18 protein-coding genes are annotated in these 24,289 nt (G+C 68.9%); 11 read left to right on the forward strand and 7 right to left on the reverse strand.

Annotated elements, in window-relative coordinates; genetic code table 11:
* Positions 1 to 118: 118 nt before the first annotated feature.
* Positions 119 to 1,216 carry a prephenate/arogenate dehydrogenase family protein gene (locus CH341_RS12880; protein ID WP_111419429.1) on the forward strand — a complete coding sequence of 366 codons (1,098 nt, stop codon included), beginning with the start codon at positions 119 to 121 and terminating at the stop codon, positions 1,214 to 1,216.
* Between the two features lie 34 nt (positions 1,217 to 1,250).
* On the opposite strand, the gene CH341_RS12885 is transcribed toward CH341_RS12880, so the two are convergent.
* Positions 1,251 to 4,820, reverse strand: a complete 3,570-nt coding sequence (locus tag CH341_RS12885) for an autotransporter domain-containing protein (RefSeq protein WP_146604461.1) — start codon at positions 4,818 to 4,820, stop codon at positions 1,251 to 1,253.
* A 292-nt stretch (positions 4,821 to 5,112) separates the two neighbouring features.
* Between CH341_RS12885 and CH341_RS12890 the strand changes: the two genes are divergently transcribed.
* The 3 genes from CH341_RS12890 (at position 5,113) to CH341_RS12900 (ending at position 8,538) form a co-directional block, all read left to right on the forward strand.
* Positions 5,113 to 6,129: a helix-turn-helix domain-containing protein gene (locus CH341_RS12890; protein ID WP_245431025.1), complete on the forward strand. Its 1,017-nt coding sequence runs from the start codon at positions 5,113 to 5,115 to the stop codon at positions 6,127 to 6,129.
* 145 nt (positions 6,130 to 6,274) lie between these two features.
* Positions 6,275 to 7,234, forward strand: coding sequence for a phosphoribosylaminoimidazolesuccinocarboxamide synthase (locus CH341_RS12895; RefSeq protein WP_170149604.1), 960 nt, complete (start codon positions 6,275 to 6,277; stop codon positions 7,232 to 7,234).
* A 128-nt stretch (positions 7,235 to 7,362) separates the two neighbouring features.
* Positions 7,363 to 8,538, forward strand: a complete 1,176-nt coding sequence (locus tag CH341_RS12900) for a hypothetical protein (protein WP_111419433.1) — start codon at positions 7,363 to 7,365, stop codon at positions 8,536 to 8,538.
* Between the two features lie 40 nt (positions 8,539 to 8,578).
* Here CH341_RS12900 and CH341_RS12905 read toward each other — a convergent pair whose 3' ends face one another.
* Positions 8,579 to 9,892, reverse strand: a complete 1,314-nt coding sequence (locus tag CH341_RS12905) for an ABC transporter ATP-binding protein (protein ID WP_111419434.1) — start codon at positions 9,890 to 9,892, stop codon at positions 8,579 to 8,581.
* A 41-nt stretch (positions 9,893 to 9,933) separates the two neighbouring features.
* Positions 9,934 to 11,673 (reverse strand): ABC transporter permease, encoded by a 1,740-nt coding sequence (locus tag CH341_RS12910; RefSeq protein ID WP_425376177.1) that lies wholly within the window; start codon positions 11,671 to 11,673, stop codon positions 9,934 to 9,936.
* 274 nt (positions 11,674 to 11,947) lie between these two features.
* Between CH341_RS12910 and CH341_RS12915 the strand changes: the two genes are divergently transcribed.
* Positions 11,948 to 13,000, forward strand: coding sequence for a cache domain-containing protein (locus tag CH341_RS12915; protein ID WP_245431027.1), 1,053 nt, complete (start codon positions 11,948 to 11,950; stop codon positions 12,998 to 13,000).
* On the forward strand, positions 12,997 to 14,061 hold the full coding sequence (locus CH341_RS12920) for a ligand-gated ion channel (RefSeq protein WP_111419437.1): 1,065 nt from the start codon (positions 12,997 to 12,999) through the stop codon (positions 14,059 to 14,061). Before CH341_RS12915 ends, CH341_RS12920 begins: the two co-directional genes overlap by 4 nt.
* Before the next feature lie 7 nt (positions 14,062 to 14,068).
* Here the strand turns inward: CH341_RS12920 and CH341_RS12925 are convergent, their stop codons facing one another.
* On the reverse strand, positions 14,069 to 14,548 hold the full coding sequence (locus tag CH341_RS12925; RefSeq protein WP_111419438.1) for a DUF3833 family protein: 480 nt from the start codon (positions 14,546 to 14,548) through the stop codon (positions 14,069 to 14,071).
* 341 nt (positions 14,549 to 14,889) lie between these two features.
* On the opposite strand from CH341_RS12925, the gene CH341_RS12930 reads away from it, so the two are divergent.
* A complete protein-coding gene (locus tag CH341_RS12930; protein ID WP_111419439.1) occupies positions 14,890 to 16,923 on the forward strand; it encodes a YgiQ family radical SAM protein in 2,034 nt (677 codons plus the stop codon).
* A 318-nt stretch (positions 16,924 to 17,241) separates the two neighbouring features.
* On the opposite strand, the gene CH341_RS12935 is transcribed toward CH341_RS12930, so the two are convergent.
* Positions 17,242 to 18,285: a serine/threonine protein kinase gene (locus tag CH341_RS12935; RefSeq protein WP_111419440.1), complete on the reverse strand. Its 1,044-nt coding sequence runs from the start codon at positions 18,283 to 18,285 to the stop codon at positions 17,242 to 17,244.
* 747 nt (positions 18,286 to 19,032) lie between these two features.
* Between CH341_RS12935 and CH341_RS12940 the strand changes: the two genes are divergently transcribed.
* The 4 genes from CH341_RS12940 to CH341_RS12955 all read left to right on the forward strand — a co-directional run bounded on the left by CH341_RS12940 (position 19,033) and on the right by CH341_RS12955 (position 22,925).
* Entirely contained in the window at positions 19,033 to 21,045 is a 2,013-nt protein-coding gene (locus CH341_RS12940) for a hypothetical protein (RefSeq protein WP_111419441.1), read from the forward strand.
* 24 nt (positions 21,046 to 21,069) lie between these two features.
* The gene (locus CH341_RS12945) at positions 21,070 to 21,996 is read left to right on the forward strand and encodes a C40 family peptidase (RefSeq protein ID WP_111419442.1); all 927 of its coding nucleotides are present in this window, start codon (positions 21,070 to 21,072) and stop codon (positions 21,994 to 21,996) included.
* Positions 21,997 to 22,122: 126 nt separating this feature from the next.
* The gene (locus CH341_RS12950) at positions 22,123 to 22,398 is read left to right on the forward strand and encodes a type II toxin-antitoxin system TacA family antitoxin (RefSeq protein ID WP_111419443.1); all 276 of its coding nucleotides are present in this window, start codon (positions 22,123 to 22,125) and stop codon (positions 22,396 to 22,398) included.
* Positions 22,395 to 22,925: a GNAT family N-acetyltransferase gene (locus tag CH341_RS12955; protein WP_111419444.1), complete on the forward strand. Its 531-nt coding sequence runs from the start codon at positions 22,395 to 22,397 to the stop codon at positions 22,923 to 22,925. The genes CH341_RS12950 and CH341_RS12955 overlap by 4 nt, the downstream gene beginning before the upstream one ends.
* A gap of 49 nt (positions 22,926 to 22,974) precedes the next feature.
* Here the strand turns inward: CH341_RS12955 and CH341_RS12960 are convergent, their stop codons facing one another.
* Together CH341_RS12960 and CH341_RS12965 are read right to left on the reverse strand one after the other, a co-directional pair.
* Positions 22,975 to 23,352, reverse strand: a complete 378-nt coding sequence (locus CH341_RS12960) for a response regulator (protein ID WP_111419445.1) — start codon at positions 23,350 to 23,352, stop codon at positions 22,975 to 22,977.
* A 40-nt stretch (positions 23,353 to 23,392) separates the two neighbouring features.
* The coding region (locus CH341_RS12965; protein ID WP_111419446.1) for an FxLYD domain-containing protein at positions 23,393 to 24,289 on the reverse strand (897 nt) is incomplete at its 5' end.

A 24,289-nucleotide genomic window follows, 5' to 3' on the forward strand; every position in this document is an offset into this window, starting at 1 on the left:
GCGACGGCGGGCGCGCCGCGGGGCGCGCGACGATGCGGGAGATCGGCTGCGGCACGGCCGGGACGGAGCCAGGCGATCGACCTTGAAGCTGTTTCCACAAGAATATAGGATATCGACTATGCCGACCGACCTCCGAGAGCTGGACGCCGCGGTCGCGGGCGATGCGTCGCCGGCGCCGGTCGCGGCGCTGGGTGGGGCGTCGGGGGCCGAGATCCAGCGGCTGCTGGCCGACTTCGCGGCGCGGCGCGCCGGCGAAGGCCTGCGGGTGGCCGGCGTGATCGAGGAGACCGCCTGCGCCGACGGCGCCTGCGGCTCCCTGGTGCTGCGCGATCTCGCCGGCGCGGGTCGCATCCCCATCAGCCAGGATCTCGGGCCCGGCTCGACCGCCTGCAACCTCGATCCGGGCGGGCTGGCCGCCGCCTGCGGCCTCGTCCAGGCCGCCATCGCGGCCGGCGCCGACCTGGTGATCCTGTGCATCCCGGTCGGCCAGTGCGGCGCCGTCGCCGAGGAGATCGCGCCGCGCCTTTCGCCCGGCGCCATCGTGTCGGACGTCGGCTCCGTCAAGGCGGCGGTCGTCAAGGACGTGGCGCCGCACATCCCCGCGGGCGTGCATTTCGTCCCCGCCCACCCGGTCGCCGGCACCGAGAACTCGGGTCCCGACGCCGGCTTCGCCGAGCTGTTCATCAATCGCTGGTGCATCCTCACGCCGCCGGACGGCACCGACCCGGGCGCCACCGACAAGCTCGCCGCCTTCTGGAGCGCGATCGGCGCCAATGTCGAATCGATGTCGCCCGAGCACCACGACCTGGTGCTCGCCATCACCAGTCACCTGCCGCATCTGATCGCCTACACGATCGTCGGCACGGCCGACGAGCTCGGCCGCGTCACCCGCTCCGAGGTGCTGAAGTTCTCGGCCGGCGGCTTTCGCGACTTCACCCGGATCGCGGCGTCCGACCCGACCATGTGGCGCGACATCTTCCTCGCCAACAAGGACGCCGTGCTGGAGATGCTCGGCACCTTCGGCGAGGATCTGTCGAAGCTGACGCGCGCCATTCGACGGGGCGACGGCGACACGCTGTTCGAGCTGTTCACGCGGACCCGCGCGATCCGCCGCGGCATCGTCTCGATCGGCCAGGACTCCGACGCCCCCGACTTCGGCCGCCCGCACGACAAGCTGCCGCCGCTGCCGCGGCCCTACATGGCGGACGGGGAGTAGGCGGCGGCCCGCCCGGCCCTGCGCCGGCGCGCCGTCACCACGCGTACCGGACCGATGCCGTTCCCGCCAAGGTGCGGCTGTGGGCGGCGGCCTCGCCGTCGAACTTGGCCGCGACCGCGAAGCCGTTGGCGAAGCGTATCTCGGCGCCGGCCGAGACCAGGGCGAGGTCGCGCGCCGGCGTGGCGCCTTCGACGACGAATCCGGCACCGGGGAGCGCCTGGAACGTGACGGCGAGGGTGGGATCGCTCACCCAGTCGTGCGCCCAGGCGAGCTTGCCGCGCAACGCCAGCGCGGCGTCGGGCGTGACCGCCACCACGGTCTCCAGTCGCGTGCCGGCCTCGCTGCGCAGCGCCGTCGCGGTGCGGTTCCCGTAACCGAGGCCGAAGCCGCCGCCGCTCGGATCGCTCTCGCCGAAGCCGGGCATCACGAACGCCTGGGCCTGCACGGCGGCGTAGGGCGTGACGCCGACGCCGGCCCAACCGAGCCGCCAGCCGGCCTCGGCGCGGCCGCCCCAGCTCTGGGCCTCGTAGCGGCCGGTGAGCCGGCTGCCGCCGAACGCCCTGCGGTCGGTCGACACCCAGTGCTCCGCGAAGGCCAGCGAGGTCGCCAGATAGGCGGGGCCGGCCGTCGACGTGCCGTAGACGCCGGCCTGGAAGGCGTCGCTGCTGCCGCTCCCGAGCCCCTGGGCGAGGCTCCAGCTGGTGCCGCCGCCACCGAGCGCGAAGCCCAGCGTGGTGAACGGCGTCACCCGGTAGTCGCCGCCCGCCGCGAAGCCGGCCGCCCGGGCCGACAGATCGTGGCTGCCGACCAGGGCATCGCCGTCGATTCGGCCGGAGCCGCCATAGGCCGAGCCCCAGACGCTCCAGCGCGGTCCGGCCGATCCGGCCGGGGGTGCTTTCGCCAGGGCCTGGAAGGCGGCCGACGCGGGCGACGCCGGCGCGTCCGCGGCGGCGTAGCCGAGGGCGGTGCCGCTTTGGCCGACGACGCCAGGCCCGGACCGTCCGTCGACGAACGGGTCCGTCATCAGCCCCAGGAAGGCCGTCATCATCTGGAACGCGCCCTGCGGCGCGCCGGTCGCCGCCTCGCCGGAGAGCCGGGTCAGCGCATTGGCGAGGGGCTGGCCGGTGAGCCCTGCCACCGAGACGAAGCCGGGCGGCAGGGCGCCGCCCGCGTTGAAGTACCGGCTGAGCGAGGCCGCGACCGCCGCCTGGTTGCGCGACAGGCCGGTGGCGCTGTCCAGCCCGAGCATGAGATCGAGCGACACGCTGTTCGGCACCGAATAGTCCAGGACGGCGATGAAGCCGGCCGGAAGATTGCTGGTCGCCAGGCTGTCGAACGTGCCGCTGCGGCTGCCGGCGGACAGGATCGTGTAGCTCTTTCTCACGTAGCTGCCGGCGGCGAAATAGGCCTGCACGGTGCCGGCCAGCGTGGCCGTGCCGGTGACCGTGGCCTGCGACGCGGTGGTGGGGTCGAGCGCGACCTGATAGATCGCGCCGCTCTGGAGGGCGAGGTTTCCGGCGACCGTCATGGTGCTGCCGGGGGTCCCGGAGCCGGGTGCGAAGATGCCGCCGCTGTTCACCGTGACGCTGCCGGCCGTGCCGGTGCCGGCCAGCGTGCCGCCGGCGTTCACCGTGGTGGCCGAGCCCGTGATGGCGCCGCCGTTTCCGAGATACAGCAGCCCGCCGTCGATCGTGGTGGCGCCCGTGTAGGTGCTGGCGCCGGTGAGCATCTCGAAGCCTGCCGCGAGCGTCAGGCCCCCCGAGCCGGTGAGATCGCCGGCGAACGTGGAGGACGCGTTCGACAGCGTCAGGGTCTTGCCGCCGAGATCGACTGTGCTGCCGGCGACGCCGGACAGCGTCGTGACGGTGGCGCCGGCCGTGGTGGCGGAGATGTCGAAGGCGGCGCCGGCCGCGATGCCGACGCCGCTCGATGCCGCGATGCTGCCGGCCCCGCTGAGCGCCAGCGTTCCGCCCGAGACGATCGTGGCGCCCGTGTAGGTGTTGACGCCGGCGAGCGACAACGTGCCGGCGCCGGTCTTGGTCACGCTGCCGGTGCCGGAGAGGTCGGACGCGAACGTCACGGCGTTGCCGTTGGTGTCGAAGGTGCCGCCGTTCGGGCCGATCGCGCCGAGGCGCGACGAGATGTCGGTCGATGTCCCGGTCGCCCATTGCAGGCCGCCGCCGTCGAGCGTGATCGCGCCGGTGCCGAAATTGTTCGCCGCGCTGAAATTGATCAGGCCGCCGAGGACGAGAGTGCCGCCCGTGTAGGTGTTGGCGCCGGTCAGCGTCAGGATGCCCAGCCCCGCCTTGGTCAGCATGCCGTTGTTGATGATCGTGCCGGAGAGCGTCAGGTCGAAGCCGTTGGTGTCGACGACGCCGCCGAGCGCCAGCAGCGAGATCGTCTTCGCCGTGCTGAACGAGGCGTCGAGCTTCAGGGTGCCGCCGTTGAAATTGACGTACTGGTCGAAGCCGAGCGTCGTCAGCGCCGCGTCGCTGCCGGCCGATACGGCGCCGCCGGCGGCGACGATCAGATTGGGGCCGATCCAGCCGGTGCCTAAATTGGTGTTGTCATTGAACGGCGTGCTCACGGCGCCGATGATGGTGTTGGTCGCCGCGTCTACGACGTAGGCGCCATAGGCGCTGGACACATAGATCCGTGAGCCGTCCGGAGTGATCGAGACGCCGATGGAGCTGTGGGGGATCGTGACGGTCGTGACGACCGCATTGGTCGCCGCGTCGATGACATACAGCGTGTCGCCTTGGTCCGTCACGTAGACGCGCTTGCCGTCCGGGGACACGGCGATGGAACTGCCGGCAAAGCCGAGCGGAATGGTGGTCAGCACGGCCCGGGTCGCTGCGTCGATCACCCAGACGGCCGGGTTGGGGCCGTTGATCCCGTTCGCGACGTAGATCTTGCTGCCGTCCGGTGACACGGAGACGGCGGTCGGGGTATAGCCCACGGCAACCGTGCCGATGACCGTCCTGCTCGCCGCATCGACGACCGATAAGGTGCCGTCAGAGAAGTTGGTCACGTAGAGCGTGTTGCCGTCCGGCGAGACTGTGATCGCGAATGCGGAGGAGATCGGGATCGGCGACCCGACGACCTGGTTGGTGGCCGTGGAGATCACCGAGACCGAATTGTCGTTAAAGGAGGTCGTATAGACGTATCGACCGTCCTGACTGATCGTGATCCCCTTCGATTCGGTCCCGACCGCGACGGTGGTGACGATTGTTCCCGTCGCCACGTCGACGACCGTGACGGCGTTCGTCCCGTCGCTCCCCACATAGGCGTAGCGGCCGTCTGGCGAGAACACGGCGTTCCAGGGATAACTCCCGACCGTGATGGCCGAGCCGATGGTCGTGTTGGTCAGGGTGGAGAATACGATCACCTCGCCGGGGTTCGAGTTGATCGCATTCAGCATGCCGTAGGCGTCGATACCGGCGCGGGCCGGCGGCGCCATCGCGAGGCAGGCCAGCGGCACCATGACGAGCGCCAGCCGCCGCCGCGCGCGGCGCCGCACGTCGCCTTTGTCGAGCCCCGTGATCCGGAGGGGATGGCCGGCGTGGTCGAGGCAGGCTGGAAGACGTGGGGGTCGGGGGGCCACGGGGCAATCCTCTGCGCAATGTCGAGCAACGCAGCGTAACGAACCTGCAGAACGCGCGATGTGCCGAGCGTCTCAGGGAGGCATTCGGTCCGGGCTTGTTGCCGGCGGGACACATCGGCCGAACCCGCGGTTCGATCCGGCACCGTGACGACGCCGGTCGAACGACGAGGCGCCGTCGCGTCAGATTTCCGGACTGTTTCGCCCGTGATATGGTGAAACCACGAGCCGGCTGTGCGGCGGCGGATCTCGTGAACGGCCCGCGTGGCCCTTCATTGCCTTGACGAGAGTGCGCTTGGAAGACCCCCCGAAAGGCGAGCGTTTTCGCGGAGGAGCGGCACTCGCCGCGATGCGCGAGGCCACGGCCGAGCTTTGCGACGTGACGGAGCTGACGGCGGCGGACGCCTTCCAGTTCCGCTCGACGGTGAGGCCGGTCGGGACATCCCTGTTGCTCGATTCCGTCTCGACCGGCGTCAGCTATGTTCGCACGCCCACCCACATCGCCCGTGGCGACATCGACCACTATCTCGTTTCCCTCTGCCGCGAGGGCGAGATGCAGTTCGCCTCGGGACGCCGGCACGTGACGGTCCGGGCGGGCGACATCTGCCTCGTCGACATGGCCCAACCGAACCAGACGTGGTTGACGGAGGCGGACGGTGCACACTCTCGAATGTTGACCCTCGTCCTGCCGCGCGCGCTCCTGGCCCCCCGCCTCGCCAATCCGGATTCGACGACTGCCGCGTTGATGCGCCGGGGCGATGACCGGGCGCGGCTGCTGGCCAGCCAGATCACCGCCTGGTGGGACCGCGCCTTGCCGGTGGGCTCCGACGTGTCGGCCACGATCGAGGCGATGGCCGACATCGTCGCCGGGGCGGTCGGCAGCGCGGCGGCGGCGGCGGAGGTCGCCGGCCGGGCCGATCGCCATCTGCTCCTCGCGATGATCAAGCGCCACATCCAGGCGCGTCTCGAGACGGACGACGTGACCGCCGAGGCGATCTGTCGAGAGTTCCGTATCTCCCGCGCCAGCCTCTACCGCCTGTTCGAGGCCGAGGGGGGGCTGACGCATTACGTGCAGGAGCGGCGCCTCGATCGCGCGTTGCGGCTGCTGGTGACGCCGGAGACGCAGTACGGCCGCCTGATCGACCTCGCCCTCGACCTGCGGTTCAGCAGCGACTCCACCTTCGTGCGGGCGTTCCGGCGGCGATTTGGCATGACGCCGGGCGAGATCCGGGAGATCGCACGCGCTTGGCTGCGCGACGCCGGACCGGAGGCGAGGCCCGCCGATGTGCTCCGCGACGTCGGGCGCGCCTGAGCCTGCCCGACGCCCGGCGGATTCCCGATCATCCGCCCCCGTCGGCCAGGACCAAAGTATCCGCGGAGGTCCCGCCGGACTCGTGCTATTTCGCGGATGTCGGGTCGTGGCCGGCGAGCGGCACGACCCGCGGGAGAGATGCGAGATGACCGACGACCCCTCCGCGACCGAGACCCTTCGCCGCACCGATTTCTCCGATCTCGGCGAGCGCATCGAGGGCAAGGTGCGCGACATCTACGTGCAGCCGGACCGGCTGGTGTTGGTCACCACGGATCGCCACTCGTCGTTCGACCGCATCGTCGCCCACATCCCCGGCAAGGGCGAGGTGTTGAACCGCACCGCCGCCTTCTGGTGCGGCGAGACGCGCGACATCCTGCCGAATCACGTGATCGCGCTGCCGGACCCCAACGTCACGGTGGCCCGGCGCTGCACGCCGCTGAAGATCGAGATCGTGATGCGCGGCTACCTGACCGGCGTCACCTCGACGTCGATCTGGACGCACTACCAGGCCGGCCGGCGCGACTTCGGCTCCTTCGTGCTGCCCGACGGCATGCGCAAGAACGAGCGGCTGCCCGTGCCGGTCTTCACGCCCTCCACCAAGGAGGCGACGCACGACGAGACCATCACGCCGGCGCAGGTTCTCGAACGCGGACTGCTGCCGAAGGATCTGCTGGAGCAGGTCGAGGACACGGCCCAGAAGCTGTTCCGCCGCGGCCAGGAGATCGCCCGCGCACGCGGCCTGATCCTGGTCGACACCAAGTACGAGATGGGGCTCGACCGGAGCGGGCGCTTGACGCTCATCGACGAGATCCACACGCCGGATTCCTCGCGCTGGTGGATGGCCGGCAGCTACGAGGAGCGCTTCGCGGCCGGCCAGGAGCCGGAGTATTTCGACAAGGAGTTTCTGCGCCGCTGGTTCGTCGAGCACTGCGATCCCTACGCGGACGCGGTCATTCCGGAGGCGCCGCCCGAGCTGGTCGCCGAGCTCGCCGCGCGCTACCAGCAGATCTTTTCCCGCCTCACCGGGCTCACTTCGACGCCGCGTGACGACGGCCGGGGGCTGCTGGAGCGCATCCGCGACAATCTCGCGGCTTATCGAATCTGACACCGCCGGATCGGCTGCCCGTCGCTGGTCCCGTCAGTGCCCTCGTACCTCCGCGGTGCGGGCGTTAACGCGACGTTAACCATGGTTTCCTAAATGTTGCCGAGGCAACAATGCCGTCGAGGCCAACCATGTCGGCAGAGATCGGGTCGGCCGCCTCGTATCCGGGGTACGGGGCAGGCGCCTACGGGCAGAAGACGAGCGCCGTTCAGTCGCAGGTCCGGAGCACGTCGCCCGCTGTAGCCACGGCCGCCGCGAGCCAGACCGGATCGTCCGCGACGACGCTGACGCTGTCGGACGAGGCGAAGGCCTATCTGGCGGCGATGTCCAAGCTGTCGGGGACGAACCAGGCGGCCCAGACGACCCCGTCGGGCTCGGCGCTGCCGCGCGCCCAGGCGGCGCGCGCCTGGCTCGATCAGCAATACGCCGCGCTCGGCATCTCGTCGGCCCTGGTCGACGGGCAGGTGGCGGTCGACTTCACCGGCCAGGAGCGCGCGACGCTCGCCACCATCGCGGCCGGCACCGGCGACCTGTTCACGCCGGACGAGACCAAGGCGGCGGCGACGACGCTGCGGGCGCGCTTCGACGACGCCTTGGCGCCCTATGCCGTGATCGCCCGCCACACCGGCGACTACGCCTCGCTGTACGCCACCGCGGCCGACTATCTCGACGCCGCCGGGCCGGAGGAGCGGGCCACCACCGCCTGGACGGCGCAGCGCAAGGCGGTGGCCGAAGGCTTCGCCGCGGCGAAAGCGACGTTCGGCCAGGCGCCGAAGACCGGCAATCCGGACGACCCGGTGCGGGCGATGCTCGACGCCAGCGCGACGGCCGGCACCACCACGGGCAAGGGCGTCGACCCGGCGACCGTCGCGGCCAAGGCCCGCGCCGCCATCGACGCCCAGGCGAGCGCCGCGCGCGACGCCGGCACCGAGCTGGTGTTCGACGCCTCGCGGTCCGGCCAGAAGATCGACTTCCAGAAGTTCGACAACCGCGCGCTCGCCGTCGTGGCGCAGAATCCGGGCGGCCAGTTCTCGGCGCTGGAAACGCGGGCGGCCCGCAAGGAGCTCGACCAGCGGGCCCGCACCACCATGCTGTCGGCCTTCACCAATTCCAGCAGCGACGCGGCGACCCGCAGCGCCGCGCTGATCCGGCAGTATTCCGCGATGAGCGCCGAGGAGCGCGCCGTGCTCGGCTTCAGCGACGACTTCGCCGATACCGTGTTGAAGAACTATCGCTCGGTGTCGACCGTCCAGAGCATGCTGGACGCGATGGGATCGACCAGCTCGGGCGGCAGCTCGCTGTTCTGAGCCGCACGCCTGCGCGCCGCAGCGCGGTTCGCCGAGCATCTCACGCCGGGTTTTCCAGGCTGAAGGTCTGATTGTGGTCGTCGTAGGCGAACGCCTCGCCGTAGCGGGCCCAGCTCGTCACGGCGCGCAGCGTCTGCTCGGCGACGTCGGGCGTCATGTGGTCCTCGAGCTCGTCGAGGAAGCGGCCCTTCGGCGCGGTGTGATGGGCGCGCTCGTCGAGCACCCGGCGGATGTGGCCGGCGAGCGGCACATGGGCGAGGAGATTGCGGCCGAACAGGTGCTTGCGAACGTCCGTCTCCGCACTGGCGAAGTCGGTGCCGTCCTCGGTCAGCTTGATGTCGCCGCCCTCGACCTCGACGAAGCGCAGCATCTGCAGGGTCTCGGCGATCGGAAACAGGTCGTCGACCTCCATGTGCAGCGCCGAGGCGAAGTCGGGCAGGTCGGCGCGGCCGCTGTAGGGCGCCGCGGCGAGGCGCTCCAGCAGGCCGGACACGAGGTTGGTCGAGACCTCGGGCAGGATCGTGTCGATGCCGGTGCCGGGCAGCCGGTCCATCCCCATCCGGGTCGGGCGGCGCTGCGGCTGCTCCTGCCGCGCCGTCATGGCGACGTAGATGCGGTCCACCAGCGCCGTGAACATGGGATCGAGCCGGTCGCGCGGCTGCGGCAGGTCGATCACGATCTCGCCGATGATGCGGCCCGGATTGGTGGAGAACAGCAGGACGCGGTCGCACATCTGCACCGCCTCCTCGATGTTGTGGGTGACCAGCACGACGCCCTTGATGGGCAGCTTGCCCTCCTGCCACAGGTCGAGGAAGTCGGTGCGCACCGTCTCGGCGGTCAGCACGTCGAGGGCCGAGAACGGCTCGTCGAGCAGCAGGATGTTGGGATGCACCACCAGTGCGCGGGCGAAGCCGACGCGCTGGCGCATGCCGCCGGAAAGCTCGCGCGGATAGGCGGATTCGAAGCCGTCGAGGCCGATCAGGTCGATCGCGGCGAGCGCCCGCTGGCGGATCGCGGCCGCCGGCAGGCCGAGCGCCTCCAGCCCGATCTCGACGTTCTGCAGCACGGTCAGCCAGGGGAACAGCGCGAAGCTCTGGAACACGATGGCGACGCCGGGCGGCGGCCCCTCCACGCGCTTGCCCAGGTAGGACACGGCGCCGCCGGCCGGCCGCGACAGGCCGGCGATCAGCCGCAGCAGCGTCGACTTGCCTGATCCCGAGCGGCCGAGCAGGCCGACGATCTCGCCGTCCGCCACCCGCAGGTTGACGTCGTCGAGCACCAGCAGCTCGCCGCCGTCCGGCCGCGGGAACGACTTCCGGAGCCCTTGCACGTCCAGCAGAACCGCGCTCTCCATGCCGATCGCCTTTCGTCCGTTGTCTCTCGGCCGCCGGCCGTTCAGCCGAGCCGGAACTTGCGTTCGGCCCACAGATAGAGGGGCCGCCAGAACACCCGGTTGATGATCACGACGAAGGCGCTCATCACGGCGATCCCGAGCACCACCCGGTGATAGTCGCCGGCCTCGGTCGCCCGCGCGATGTAGGAGCCGAGCCCGGCCGCCTCCAGCCGGTCGTTTCCCCAGGTCGCGACCTCGGCGACGATGCTGGCGTTCCACGATCCGCCCGACGCCGTGATGGCGCCGGTCACGTAGAACGGGAACACGGCGGGCAGCGCGACCTTGCGCCACCACAGCCAGCCGCGCACCCGCAGATTGGTGGCGACGTCGCGCAACTCGCCCGGGATCGTCGTCGCCCCGGCGATCACGTTGAACAGGATGTACCACTGGGTGCCCAGGATCATCAGCGGGCTGAGCCAGATGTTGGGATCGAGCCGGAACGCCACGATCCCCGAGACGGCGATCGGAAACAGCAGATTGGCCGGGAACGCCGCCAGGAACTGGGCGATCGGCTGGACGATGCGGGCGAGCCGCGGCGCGAGCCCGATTTTTATGCCGATCGGCACCCAGATCAGGCTGGCGATGGCGATCAGCACGAACACCCGCGTCATGGTGGCGAGGCCGAGCAGCAGCGCGGTGGCGATCTCGGACAGCGGCACGCCGGCCAGCACGTAGCGCACGATCTGCCAGATCGCGACCGCGACCGCGACCAGCACCACGGCCGTGAAGACGCGGTCGCCGAGGCTGCTCTGGGCGGTCGTGCGCTCGCGCCCGGCGACCGCGCCGCCGCCCTTGGGCGAGAGGCGGTAGCTCCATCGCATCGCCGCCGCGACCGGGGCCGCCGCCATGCGCACCAGGCGCGAGCCGCGCACCATGCTGAGCACCCAGGAGGTCGGCGGCGGCGCGCCGGTCCCCTGGTCGAAGCGGAACTTGTCGGCCCAGGCGACCAGCGGCCGGAACATCAGCTGGTCGAAGATCGCGATCACCACCAGCATGGCGCCGATCGCCCAGCCGATGGCGACCAGATCGCGTTGCGCGATCGCCAGCGCGATGTAGGAGCCGATGCCCGGCAGCGTCACCGTGGTGTCGCCGACCGTGATGGCCTCCGAGGCGACCACGAAGAACCAGCCGCCCGACATCGACATCATCATGTTCCAGACGAGCGCCGGCATGGCGAACGGCACGTCGAGCCGCCAGAACCGCATCCAGGCGCCGAACCGGAAGCAGCGCGACGCCTCCACCAGGTCGTCCGGCACGGTGCGCAGCGACTGGTAGAAGCTGAACGCCATGTTCCAGGCCTGGCTGGTGAAGATGGCGAACACGGCCGCGAATTCCGCCCCCAGCACACGGCCCGGCGCCAGCGACATGAAGAACACGATGGTGACCGAGATGAAGCCGAGGATCGGCACCGACTGCAGAATGTCGAGGAGCGGCACCAGCACCTGCTCGGCCCGGCGGCTGCGAGCCGCCAGCGTCGCATAGGTGAAGGTGAACAGCAGCGAGAGCGCCAGCGCCGTGATCATCCGCAGCGCGGTGCGCGCCGCGTAGCCCGGCAGGTTGCCCGGGTCGAGGCTGATCGGCGTCTCGTCCAGCGCGCCGAGCGGCAGCGCGACGCCGCGCGCCGCCTCGGCCAGGATCACCAGGGCGCCGAGGATCAGCACGATCGCCACGGCGTCCCACACCCCGAAGGGGGGCCGGCGCGGCTGCACGGCGATCAGAGTGCTCGCACGGCGTGTCACGATGCGCTGCCACTCCTTTTCGGGGATTTCGCGGGACGGTGCCGCGATCGGGTGTAGACACCGCCGGCCCGGCGTTTGGCAAGGCTCCGGGTGGCGGTAACGACCGCTTGTGACGAAGCGGTGACGCCGGGAGACGTCGTGCCGCCGGGTGCACGCGACGCCGACGCGGCCGGCCGGAGTGCACGCGCGGCGTGCGGCGGGTCGCCTTGTGCCCCCACGCCGGCGACGGTAGAAGCGCCGCTCGTTCCCTCCCACCGTACCGTCGATCGAAAGCACGATGTCCCTCGAATCCTTCGTTCCGCCCGCCGCGGACGTTCCGCCCGTCGCGGCGAGCGATACGCCTGCGGCCGCCGCGCACGTCCGCGCGTCGCGCCGCGGCGCGCCCTGGATCGCGCCCGCCGTCGCGCTGGTGATCGCCGCCGTGCTGGGCGGCATGGTCTGGCTGCAGATGCGGGCCCAGGACGCCGCCGACACGCGCGACCGCGACGTCCGCATGCGGCTGGTCGCCGGCACGCTCACCAGCGCGTTCGACAATGCCGGCAAGTTCGCGCTCTCGCTCGCCGAGGCGACGGCCCGGCGGCCCGACGTGATCGAGGCGCTCGCCGTCTCGGACCGGGCGCGCCTGCAGGCGCTGTCGCAAGGGCCCTACGCGTATCTGGCCCGCCAGGCCGGCGTGCAGATCTACGGCTATCACGGCATGGACCTGCGCTATCTGCTGCGCATGCACCGGCTCGACACGTTCGGCGACGACATCTCGGGCTTCCGTCCGATGATCGTCGCGGCCAACCGCAGCGGGCGCGCCCAGACCGGCTTCGAGATCGGCATCGCCGGCCTCGGCATCCGCGGCGTCGCGCTGGTGGAGCGCGACAAGGCGCCGGTCGGCACCATGGAGGTCGGCCTCGACGTGCGGCCGATCCTCGATCTGGTGAAGGCCTCGACCAACGCCGATGTCGGCGTCGTCCTCGCCCCCGCCATGGTCGGCGTCGCGCTCGATCCCAAGCTGCCGCGCTTCGGCGATCTCGTGCTGGCGCTGTCGACCGACGACGACCGCTTCGCCGCGCTGCTCAAGAGCAGCCGCATGCGGGCGCTGCGCGACGTGCAGGTGGAGACCCGCGAGATCGACGGGCGTCCGTTCAGCGTGGTGTCGCAGCCGCTGGTCGACTTCTCCGGCCGCCTGGTCGGCATGACGATCGCGGTCGAGGAGATCCCCGACGACCGCGGCCGGCTACGCACCGAGCTGGTCGTCACCGCGCTGTGCGGCGGCATTCTCGCCTGGATCGTCTTCGCGGTGCTGTTGCGCAGCGCGCTCGCCCGCCGGAGCCGGCCGTGAGGCGGCTCATCGTCGGGCTCGCGCTCGTCCTCCTGTCGCTCGGCACGGTCTCGCGGGCCGACGAGGCGCGCACCGCGCTGCCCTCCGGGGTCGAGCTGCCGGTGCGGGTGCGGGTCGCGCTGCGGGTCCTCAACGTGCTCGACGTCAAGGAGACGGCCGGGGAGGGGCGCTTCTACGTCGAGGTCACCCAGCGCTGGACCGACCCGCGGCTGCGCTTCGACGCCGTCGCGGTCGGCTCGGCCCGGGTCGATCGCATCGCCGGCGAGGCCGACGCCTGGCTGGCGTCGATCTGGACGCCCGGTCTGGTCATCGACAATCAGATCGGCGGCCGCGACTCGCGCACCGTGGCGGTCGCCACCCAGGCCGACGGCGAGGTGGTGCTGATCGAGCGCTTCGAGAGCGACTTCCGGTTCCGCATCAACATGGACGCGTTCCCGTTCGACCGCCAGGAGCTGACGCTGTCGTTGTCGCTGCCGCGCTACGCCAAGCAGGAGGCGATCCTGATCACCACCGAGACGGACCGGCTCCTCTCGGGCGTCGATGAATCGCCCTCGATGGTGTACTGGCGGCCGGTGCGGCTGCGCTTCGCCAACGAGGAGAGCATGGGCTGGAACGCCCGCAGCTACTCGCGGCTCGCCGCGACGGTCGAGCTGGCGCGCCACTCCGACCGCTACATCCTGCGCATCTTCGTGCCGCTGTTCGCCGTGCTCTCGGTCTCGCTGTTCGTGCTCTGGTCGCCGGCGCTGCGCGAACAGGAGAAGGACAAGGGCACGATGATCTTCTCGTCGCTGCTCGGACTCGCAGCGCTGAGCTTCACCTTCGAGTCGAGCTTTCCGGGGGCGATCTCGCTCAACACCCCGGTCTCGCAGATGATCTCGCTCGGGTATCTGTATCTGGTGCTGGTGCTGATGATCGAGGTCGGACTCACCGCCGCCTGCGCCGACCCGACCCGCCGCTTCCACGCCGGCTGCGTCGAGCTGCGCCGCCAGATCAAATGGGCGCTGCCCGTGATGATGCTGATCGTCTGCATCGGCATCGCGGTCCGCGCGCTGCCCGGGTGAGGCGCGACTACTGCGCCCGCCGGTAGGTCACGTGCGCCGAGGCGAAGGGAAGGCCGAGGCGGCCGGCCGTGCCTTTGACGATCACGGCCTCGTCGTCGATCCGCCAGAACCAGTCGTCGAAGTTCAGCTTGGTGCTGCCGCCGTCCTTCTGCGGAACGTCCCGGGTGTAGCGCCAGTGAAAGGCGAAGCCGGCCTGCTCGCCCTCGGCCTCGCCCTCCAGCCGGTCCTCGCTGCCCGTGTAGTGGCCGGGGCCGGTGCGGCGGATGCGCCAGCGCAGCGTGTCGGTGTGGCCGTCGTCGAACGTCCAGGTCTCGTGAAAGTGCAGCGTCGCGGTGGCGTCGTCGAAGCACCCTTCCGCCGTCACGCTCGCGCGCTGGGACAGGCCGCCGAGCGGGCTCTCCAGCACGGCCCAGCCTTCCAGCCGACCGGTGAGAAATTCTTCCGGCTTCAGCTCCGGCCCGCGGCCGGCGAAATCGTCGATCTTCATCCTGGCGCTCCCGTTTGGAGTGCAAGCCGCAGCGGTACTCCGGAGTTCCGTGCCGATGCGCGGCGCCCGGTCGCATCCGCGTCGTCCACGCCGCGACGGAACGGCGCGCCGCCATCGATGTTGACCCGGTACGATCGAACCCAACACGGAGGAAGCTATGCCGATCATCCTGTGGTGGCTGGGCGTGCCGCTCAGCGTCGTTCTCGTTCTCTGGCTCGTGGGCGTGGTCTGATCCGACGTCCCGACGCGCCGTGTCCGCCGCTCGGTTCCGGACACGTTCGCGTCAAATCCCGGCTTCGGCCGGTTGAACTCGCGGTCCGGGCGCCGTAAGCCTCCGGGCCATGAGCGCCCCCGACACTCCCGCCAAACCGCTGTTCTCCTGGCCCCGGCACTGGGCGCACCCCTATGGGGCCGCGCCCTTCCTGCCGACCAGCCGCGCCGAGATGGACGCGCTCGGCTGGGACGCCTGCGACGTCGTGCTGGTGACGGGCGACGCCTATGTCGACCATCCGAGCTTCGGCATGGCGATCGTCGGCCGGCTGCTGGAGGCGCAGGGCTTCCGGGTCGGCATCATCGCCCAGCCGGACTGGCAGTCGGCCGAGCCGTTCAAGGCTCTGGGCCGGCCGACGCTGTTCTTTGGCGTCACCGGCGGCAACATGGACTCGATGGTCAACCGCTACACGGCGGACCGCCGGCTGCGCCACGACGACGCCTACACGCCGGGCGGCGAGGGCGGCAAGCGGCCGGACCGCTGCGTCATCGTCTACGCCCAGCGCTGCCGTGAGGCGTTCAAGGACGTGCCGATCGTCCTCGGCGGCATCGAGGCGTCGCTGCGCCGCATCGCGCATTACGACTACTGGTCCGACAAGGTCCGCCGCTCGGTGCTGGCCGACGCCAAGGCCGACATTCTCATTTACGGCAATGCCGAGCGCGCGCTGGTCGAGGTCGCGCACCGGGTCGCCGCCGGCGAGGTTTTACGCGATCTCCACGACGTGCGCGGCGTCGCGCTGTTCCGCCGCGTCCCCGAGACCTTCACCGAGCTGCACGCCGACGACCTCGACTCCGCCGACGAGGGCGCCCGCCAGCAGCAGGGCGACACCGTCATCCGCCTGCCCGCCTACGAGCAGGTCGAGCAGGACAAGGAGGCCTATGCGCGCGCCTCCCGCGTGCTGCACCGGGAGAGCAATCCCGGCAATGCGCGCCCGCTGGTCCAGCGCCACGGCGACCGCGACCTGTGGCTGACGCCGCCGCCCATCCCGCTGACCACGGCCGAGATGGACGCGGTCTACGATCTTCCCTATGCGCGCGCCCCGCATCCGTCCTACGGCGACGCAAAAATTCCCGCCTGGGACATGATCAAGTTCTCGGTGACGATCATGCGGGGCTGCTTCGGCGGCTGCACCTTCTGCTCGATCACCGAGCACGAGGGGCGGATCATCCAGAACCGCTCCGAGGGCTCGATCCTGCGCGAGATCGAGCGCATCCGCGACAACACGCCGGGCTTTTCCGGCGTCATCTCGGACATCGGCGGACCCACCGCCAACATGTACCGCATGGCCTGCAAGGACCCGAAGGTCGAGGCGGCGTGCCGGCGGCCGTCCTGCGTGTTCCCGGACATCTGCCCCAACCTGAACACCTCGCACGACGACCTGATCAGGTTGTATCGCAAGGTGCGCGAGGTGAAGGGCGTCAAGAAGGTGATGGTCGCGTCGGGCGTGCGCTACGACCTCGCGGTGAAGAGCCCCGACTACGTCAAGGAGCTCGTCACCCATCACGTCGGCGGTTATCTGAAGATCGCGCCCGAGCACACCGAGCGCGGCCCGCTCGACAAGATGATGAAGCCCGGCATCGGCGCCTACGACCGCTTCAAGGCGATGTTCGAGGAGGCCGCGAAAGAGGCCGGCAAGCAGTACTTTTTGATTCCGTACTTCATCGCGGCGCATCCGGGCACGACCGACGAGGACATGATGAACCTCGCGCTGTGGCTCAAGAAGAACCGCTACCGGGCCGACCAGGTGCAGACCTTCCTGCCGTCCCCGATGGCGACCGCGACCGCCATGTACCACACCGGGGTGAGCCCGCTGCGCGGGGTGCGCCGCGGCGCCTCCGACAAGGTCGAGGCCATCAAGGGCCTGCGCCAGCGCCGTCTGCACAAGGCCTTCCTGCGCTACCACGATCCGGAGAACTGGCCGCTGCTGCGCGACGCGCTCAAGCAGATGGGCCGCGCCGACCTGATCGGCTCGCGTCCCGACCAGCTCGTCCCCGCCGTGCAGCCGCCCGGCACCGGCAAGGCCGCCGGCACCCGCCGCCCGGTGCGGCCGGGCGCCGGCGCCAAGACGCAGCAGTTCACGACCAAGGGCGTGCGGCTGCGGTGACGGAGCTCAAAATAGATGAACCGCAAGCAACGCTTGTCAAGCGAGTTTGTTCGTGTTATGTTCTTATTAAATAGGAGGGAAGGATGTCCGTCACTTACCGGATCGTAATTATCGGAATGAATTCAAAAAAATATAGGACCGAAGAAGTGGGTTCGCGGCGTAAAGCTGTAAATATTGCGAGATCTGCCCTTAGTCGATCTACTGGCACTGTTGTGCTTCGTCGAATATACCGATCGCGTTGCTCGCCCATTAATAGGTTCGAGGCGGCTTTTGGAGATGTGTGCAATTCAACCATTGACCGACTTTCAGCTTAACGTACTACTCGACAGTGTTTTCGTACAGAAGTGTTAGAAGGTAGTCTTTTGCGTCTTTTTGGGAATTAAACTTCGCGCATAAGGTGGTTTTTCGTCTTCCATTGACCTTGTAGACAACATCAAAAGTCGTGCGACTCGGCAACACTTCAACGGATTCGGTTCTGCCATTAAAATTTGATTCGTATAAAAAGTCGGTCACTCGGGTCCAGGAATTTTTAAAGCGAATTTGAGTAAGTGCTTGCCGGAATGCGGCGCAATTTTCAAATCTGGAAGTTTGTTCAGGGTTGCATGCTCGATTTATCGCTGCTCTGATTTTTCTCGGCACCTCACGGTTGTAGCCTATGCGCTTGATTAAGCTTCCTTCTGATAAAAGTCTATCGAAGTCGGAAATAGCATCGATGCGGTGGCGCCAGTCGGAAATGTTGTTGACTGCGCGAAATAGTGTCATGCCTGCAGCAAAAACATCTGTTTGTACATTAATGTTTCCGAGTTTCCTCAGTTCTGGAGATGCATGAGGCGCATAGTGGAGGTCGCTGGCTCGGCTTATTCCAGGAATTATATTATATTTGGATAATCCAAAATCTGCTAGCTTTGCGTGATTGTCTGAGATGAAGATGTTGTCAGGTTTAATATCTCCGTGAATTACTCCCTTTTGGTGAGCAAAGTGAAGTCCGAAGAGCGCGTCAATTGCCAGGCTGCATGAATGCGAAATAGGAACGTAATTTGACCGGAGTAGCTTCTCCCAGGATCCTCCGGGGATCCATTCGAGTTCCATAAGTATTCCCAGTCGAGTCGATCCATCAGGTAGGCGAATTTCGGTCAGTTCACAGGCATATATTTTGACTATGCATTCGTGCTGGCATATGCTTTGAGAGTATGACTCAATTATTTCCTTCAATTTTTTCGGATCCTCTGCCTCGACAATTTTTATTACGGACTTCCGATTAACTCCATAATTGTGCACCTTGTAAACAAGCCCGAAACTGCCGGGCTCCAGTGATTCTTCTATTATGTATTTTCCTTTTACATCGTCTCCAATATTATACATTTAGTGCGCCCCAGGCGGTCATCGCTGAGTACTTTTGATTTTGGTCCCAATGCGGCGATGGGGAGTTGAAAAGACTTGAGATGTATTCCGCAGGAGTTGCTCCCTTGCTAAGTCCAAAGCGTTTTGCAGTAAAAGAATTGTTGTTGAATTCGCACGTAGGAATTTTTTTATCGAAGCACAAGTTGCATAGCAGGCCAAGAGGCATGATCAAGTAAGCTGCTTGATCGACGGTATTTATTTGATGATTGACCCTATATCCGACTGACTTTGGATCGAATTCAGCCATTAGCTCAATGAATATTTTATGAAAAGAATTCTGCATCTCGTTCCTGCTGATGCTTGAATTGTATTTCTTTTTTCCATGCTGCCGGTAAGTGGGTGCTTCTAAGGTTCCGTCGACGAGAGTCCAGCGAATTTCTTCTTTTTTAAGGTCATTCCTAATGAAGAGGTGGTCGGCATGTTGGCCTCCGATGCTTCCGTGCCGATTATGTGAGGTCGAGTCACTTCAAGGAGTCGCGAAACTAGCGCGTTGATTCGGTCCCCGCAATAATATGCCTTGCGAATCAACATCGCGCTGACCCGAAGAAATCCTTCGCTGAGCGCGCTAGCTGTCGGGCCGCCTGGAAGTGTCGCAACTTTCGGGCTCATGCCACACGCCACCTCTGTGATGGCGAAGATTTCGCCATCATTCAGCCCAAGGTTTCACAGTATTCTCCCGGCGCGCTTCATGGAAACTGGGGGGATCCATTGTTTCCGGCACGCCACTTCGCTGCCGCCGCGGCGGCTTTATCGCTGATCGCAGGCTCCTTTTCCGGTCTCGGCGCGACGCCCGCCCAGGCGGCCGGTGCCTGCGAGGACGCGGCCGATCTCGCCGTCCTGCCGTCGCCGGTGGCGCCGTGGAAGGGTGCGCCGCTGCGCGTGCTGGTCTCCGCCGAGAAGCCGATCCAGGGCGAGGTCTCGCTGATCGGGCCGGACGGCAAGGTCGCGGCGAAGTCGCGCGACCGCATGGGCGGCCCCTCGTATTTCTGGATCGCCGAGGTGGCCCAACCGGCCGCCGGCACCTGGCGCGTCACGCTGGCCCGCGACGATGCGCCGGCCGACTGCGCCACGATCACGCGCGAGGTCGCCGTCAAGGCGACCCAGCCGTCCCGCCCCGGCGCCCAGGCCGGCACCGTCTGGCCGGTGCGGGCGAGCTGGACGCGCGCCAACGAGAACCTCTACTCGGCCTGGGTCGAGAAGCTGTTCGACGCGCCGCTCGACGCTCCGCCGCCGTCCTGGAAGGCGCTGCACGACGTGCTGCGCGACCGCTCGCGCAATCTGCTGTTCAACCACCTGGGCCTCGCCGAGGATCAGGCCGGGCTGTTCATCAAGCCCGACTGCGCCGACCTTCCGTATTTCCTGCGCGCCTATTTCGCCTTCAAGATGGGCCTGCCGTTCGGCTACGCGAAGTGCACCCGCGGCGGCGGTGGCGATGCGCCCCGCTGCCCGGTGTGGTGGAACATCCAGAAGGAGGAGCCGCGCGCCGCGCCGCCTCCCGAGGAGATCGTCGCCTCGGCCGATCCGGCCATGCCGCCGCCGTCGCCCGGCCTGTTCGGCATGCTGCGCCAGCAGCAGCCACCGCCCCCCGCGACCCCGGCGAGCGTGCCGGGCGCCAAGCCGGCGCCGAAGCCGTGGTCGCCGCCGCCGCGTCCGGCCGGCCTCGTGCCCGGCTTCGGCCATTACCTGAAATGGTCGGTGGGCGACGGCGTCCACTCGGGCTCGGGCCGCACCGCGCTCGCCGACGACAACACCGACTATTATCCGGTGCCGCTGTCGCAGGAGACGCTGCGCCCCGGCACCGTCTATGCCGATCCGTACGGGCACCTTCTGGTGATCGCCAAGCGGGTGCCGCAGACCGGCGACACGGCCGGCGTCCTGCTCGCCGTCGATGCGCAGCCGGACGGCACCGTCGCGATCAAGCGCTTCTGGCGCGGCAACTTCCTGTTCGCCCAGGATCCGGCGCTCGGCGGACCCGGCTTCAAGCGCTTCCGCCCGGTGGTCGCCGAGAACGGCGGCATGCGCCGGCTGACCAATCGCGAGATCGCCAGGAATCCGAACTACGGCGACTTCTCTCTCGACCAGTCGAAGCTGTCGGTCGAGGCCTTCTACGACCGCATGGAGGACGTCATCTCGCCGTCCCAGCTCGATCCGATGCGGGCCATGAAGGAGGTGATCCAGGCGCTCGACGAGCAGGTGCGCGCCCGCATCACCTCGGTCGAGAACGGGCGAAAATATCAGGTCACCGGCAAGTCCGCCGACATGCCGGACGGCGCCGCGATCTTCGAGACCACGGGCGCCTGGGAGGACTTCGCGACGCCGTCGCGTGATCTCCGTCTGCTGATCGCCATCGACGTGGTGCGCGGCTTCCCGGACCGCGTCGCCCGCCGCCCCGAGCGCTACGCCATGCCGGAGGGCAAGAGCCTCGCCGACGTGAAGCAGGAGCTGGACACCGTGCTCGCGGCCGAGCTGTCGTCGCGGAAGTTCAGCTATCCGCGCACCGACGGCTCGCCCTGGACCCTCACGGTCAAGGACGTCGTCGACCGCGTGAAGGTCTTGGAGATGGCCTACAACGTCAACGACTGTGTCGAGCTGCGCTGGGGTGCGCCGGACGGCAGCCCGGAGGCGGCCACCTGCAAGGGCCGCGCGTCCTCCTCGCAGCGCGCCAAGATGGCCGACTACCGGGCCTGGTTCGCCGAGCGCCGCCGTCCGCCGCGGGGGTAGGGGGCGTTCGACGCCGCGTCTCTCATGAACCGCCGCGATCTGCTCACGCTGCTGCCCGCCGCCGCGCTGTCGCCGCTGGCGGCGCGCGCGCAAGGGGCCGGGCTCGATCCCCGCATCACGCCGGCACGCTCCGATCTCGCGGCGAAATCGCTCGAGGGCCAGGTGGCGGCCCGGCGGTTCGTCGAGGGCCGCGCGCAGGAGGTGATCGCCGCGCAGGCGCCGGTGCGAAAGGCGCCGTCCCCCACGGCCGAGCTTCTCACCGAGGCGCTGAAGGGCGAGCGCGTCACCGTCTACGACCTCGGCGAGGACGGCTTCGCGTGGGGGCAGCTCGAGGCCGACGGCTATGTCGGCTACCTGCCGGCCGCCGCGCTCGGCGCGTCCGGGCCTGCGCCGACCCACAGGGTCGTAGCGCTGCGCACCGTGGTGCTGCCCGGCCCCTCCGTGAAGCTTCCGCCGGTCGAGACGCTGCCCTTCGGGGCGCGGCTGGCGATCGCGCGCATCGACGGCCCGTATGCCGTCACGGCGTCGGGCGGCCATGTGCCGCTCGTCCATCTGGCGCCCGTGGGGGCCGCCGAGGACGACATGGTGGCGGTGGCCGAACGATTTCTCGGCACGCCCTATCTGTGGGGCGGCAAGACGAGCCTCGGCCTCGACTGCTCGGCCCTCACCCAGCTCGCCCTCTCAGCCTGCGGCATCGCCTGCCCGCGCGACACCGACATGCAGGAGACGGCGCTCGGCACGCCGCTCGCCGACCCGCAGAACTCGTCCGCGTTCCGGCGCGGCGACCTGGTGTTCTGGAAGGGCCACGTCGCCATCGTCCGCGACGCCGCGACGCTGCTGCACGCCAACGCCCACCATATGGCGGCCGCGATCGAGCCGACCGCCCCGGCGCTCGCCCGCATCGCCACCACGGCCGGCCCGGTCACCAGCGTCCGCCGGTTGGGCCCGTAGGGCGCCAGTGAGCGCAGCGACTTGCGCCGACCAGCGTTCTCGTGAGGGGCGACACAGGACGGCCGGAGGGTGTTTGCATCGTACGGAATGATTCCGTACACTGGCCTTCCTGTATGAGGATGCATCATGCCCCGGTCTCACGCCGACAGCGGCCGCGTCGAATTGCGGCTCCGCCCGGAAGACAAGGCCACGCTGACCCGCGCCGCGGCGCTCAAGCGCCTCGATCTGACCGGCTACATTCTCGGAACCGTGCTGCCGAAAGCCGAAGCCGACATCGCCGAGGCCGAACGCGTGACGCTGTCCGAACGCGACTCTCTGCGCGTCCTCGCTCTGCTGGAGAACCCGCCTGCGGCTCCGGCGCGCCTCGTGCGGGCCGCCAAGGCCGGCTTCCGGCTGCCGTGACCGACCTGGTCTGGGCGGAAGCGCCTCTCGACAAGTCTCACGCCCGCGCCGCGTTCGACTGCGGCGACGCCGATCTGAACGTCTACCTGCAACGCTACGCCCGCCAAAATCACGACAGCGGCGGTGCGAAGTGCTTCGTCGCCGCGCCGTACGATGCGCCCCAGCGCGTTCTCGGCTTCTACACGCTGAGCCCCGCCTCGCTCGATTACGCCCGGACGCCTGCGCTCGCGAAGAAGGGCCTCGCCCGCTACGATGTGCCGGTGTTCCGCCTCGGTCGCCTCGCCGTCGATCGAAGCGTGCAGGGGCGCGGCCTCGGCGGTGCCTTGCTGCTCCGGGCTGCCGATCGTTGCATTCGTGTCGCGCAGGACGTCGGCGGCGTCGCGCTTCTCGTCGATGCGAAGAACGATCGCGCCGCCGGCTGGTACGAGAGCTACGGCGCGCTCCGCCTCGACGATGCGCCGCTGTCGCTGGTCCTGCCGCTCGAGGTCGCGGCCGACGCGCTTCGCCGCGGCAGCGGGAGCACGTGACGCCGGCGGCTCCGCCGACGACATCCTACGGCGCTCTGCCGCCTTGCCGTCACGTCTTGCCGTGCGCCGCCAGGGCTTCGCCGACGGCGACCTTCAGCTCGGCGAGCGTGAAGGGCTTGGTGATCACGTCGTGGATCAGCGCCTCGAGGCCGTGGGCGCGCTCGCGCTGGTCGGCATAGGCGGTCATCAGCAGGATGATCAGGTCGGGCCAGTCGCGCGCCGCCGAGAGGGCGAGCGCGATGCCGTCCATCAGCGGCATGCGGATGTCGGTGAGCAGCAGGTCGAAGCGGCCCTGCTCGCGGCCCAGCACGTCGAGCGCCTCGGCGCCGTCGGCGGCCGCGATCACGTCGTGCCCCTCCTGGCTCAGGCCGCGCACCACCAGGGTCCGCAGCGTGTCTTCGTCTTCGGCGATCAGGATGCGGGCCACCGGGTCCTCGTCCTAGGAATGAGAGCGGCGAGCGCGCGGATCAGCGGTCGCGACGATTGAAGAACCGCACCAGGATCTCGCGGCTCTCGGCCGGCGGCGACGCCAGGCGGGTGCGGAACGCCAGGGTCTCGCCGGGTGCCAGCGCCGGCTTCTGCGGCAGAGCCGTCCAGGTGTGGAGCTCGGCGCCGTTCGCGTCCCGCATGGCGAAGCGCAGGCGCGGCACGTCGATGCGCACCTTGGCGACGTTGACGATCACGCCCTCGACCACCACGACCGGCACCTTGTCGGCCGTGTCGGTCTCCAGCTTGACGGCGTCGAAGGCGAGCCCGCGCAGATTGACCGGCAGGCCGATCCTGGCGAACACCGATGCGGTCTGCGGCAGCACCCGCGCCACGTCGGCCCGCCAGGCCAGCACGACGCCGATCGCCACCAGCATCGAGAGGACCACGGTGGTCCAGCTCGGGCGCGGCAGCGCCAAGCGGCGCCGCGGCTTCGCCCCGGCCTGCTCGCGGGCGAGGCGGCGCGCCTCGGCCGCCTCGAACTCGGCGTCCCAGTCCCGCGCCGGCGTGTCGGGCAGGGCGAAGGCATCGCTCTCCGGCACCACCGAGGGGGCGTTCTCGACGTCCTGTGTCGTGTCGGCGGCGGTCTCGGGCGCGGCCGCGGCGGTTTCCTTGGGGGGCGAGAGATCGGCCGGCCAGCCGTCGTCGTCGTCGGCCTCGGCTGCGCTCGGCGCCGGGGCGGCCGCCTTGGCCGTGTCCGGTCCGGCCGAGGCCATCGCCAGGGCCGGCTCCGCCGTCGCCCGGCGTTCCGCCTCGCGACGCTCCGCCTCGCGGCGGTCCGCCTCGCGGCGTTCGGCCTCCCGACGTTCGGCCTGGCGCTCCGCGGCGCGGCGCGCCGCCTCCTCGGCCCGGATCGCGTCCTGCAGGGTGCGGCGGAT

The organism is Rhodoplanes roseus, assembly GCF_003258865.1.
Classification (GTDB): domain Bacteria; phylum Pseudomonadota; class Alphaproteobacteria; order Rhizobiales; family Xanthobacteraceae; genus Rhodoplanes; species Rhodoplanes roseus.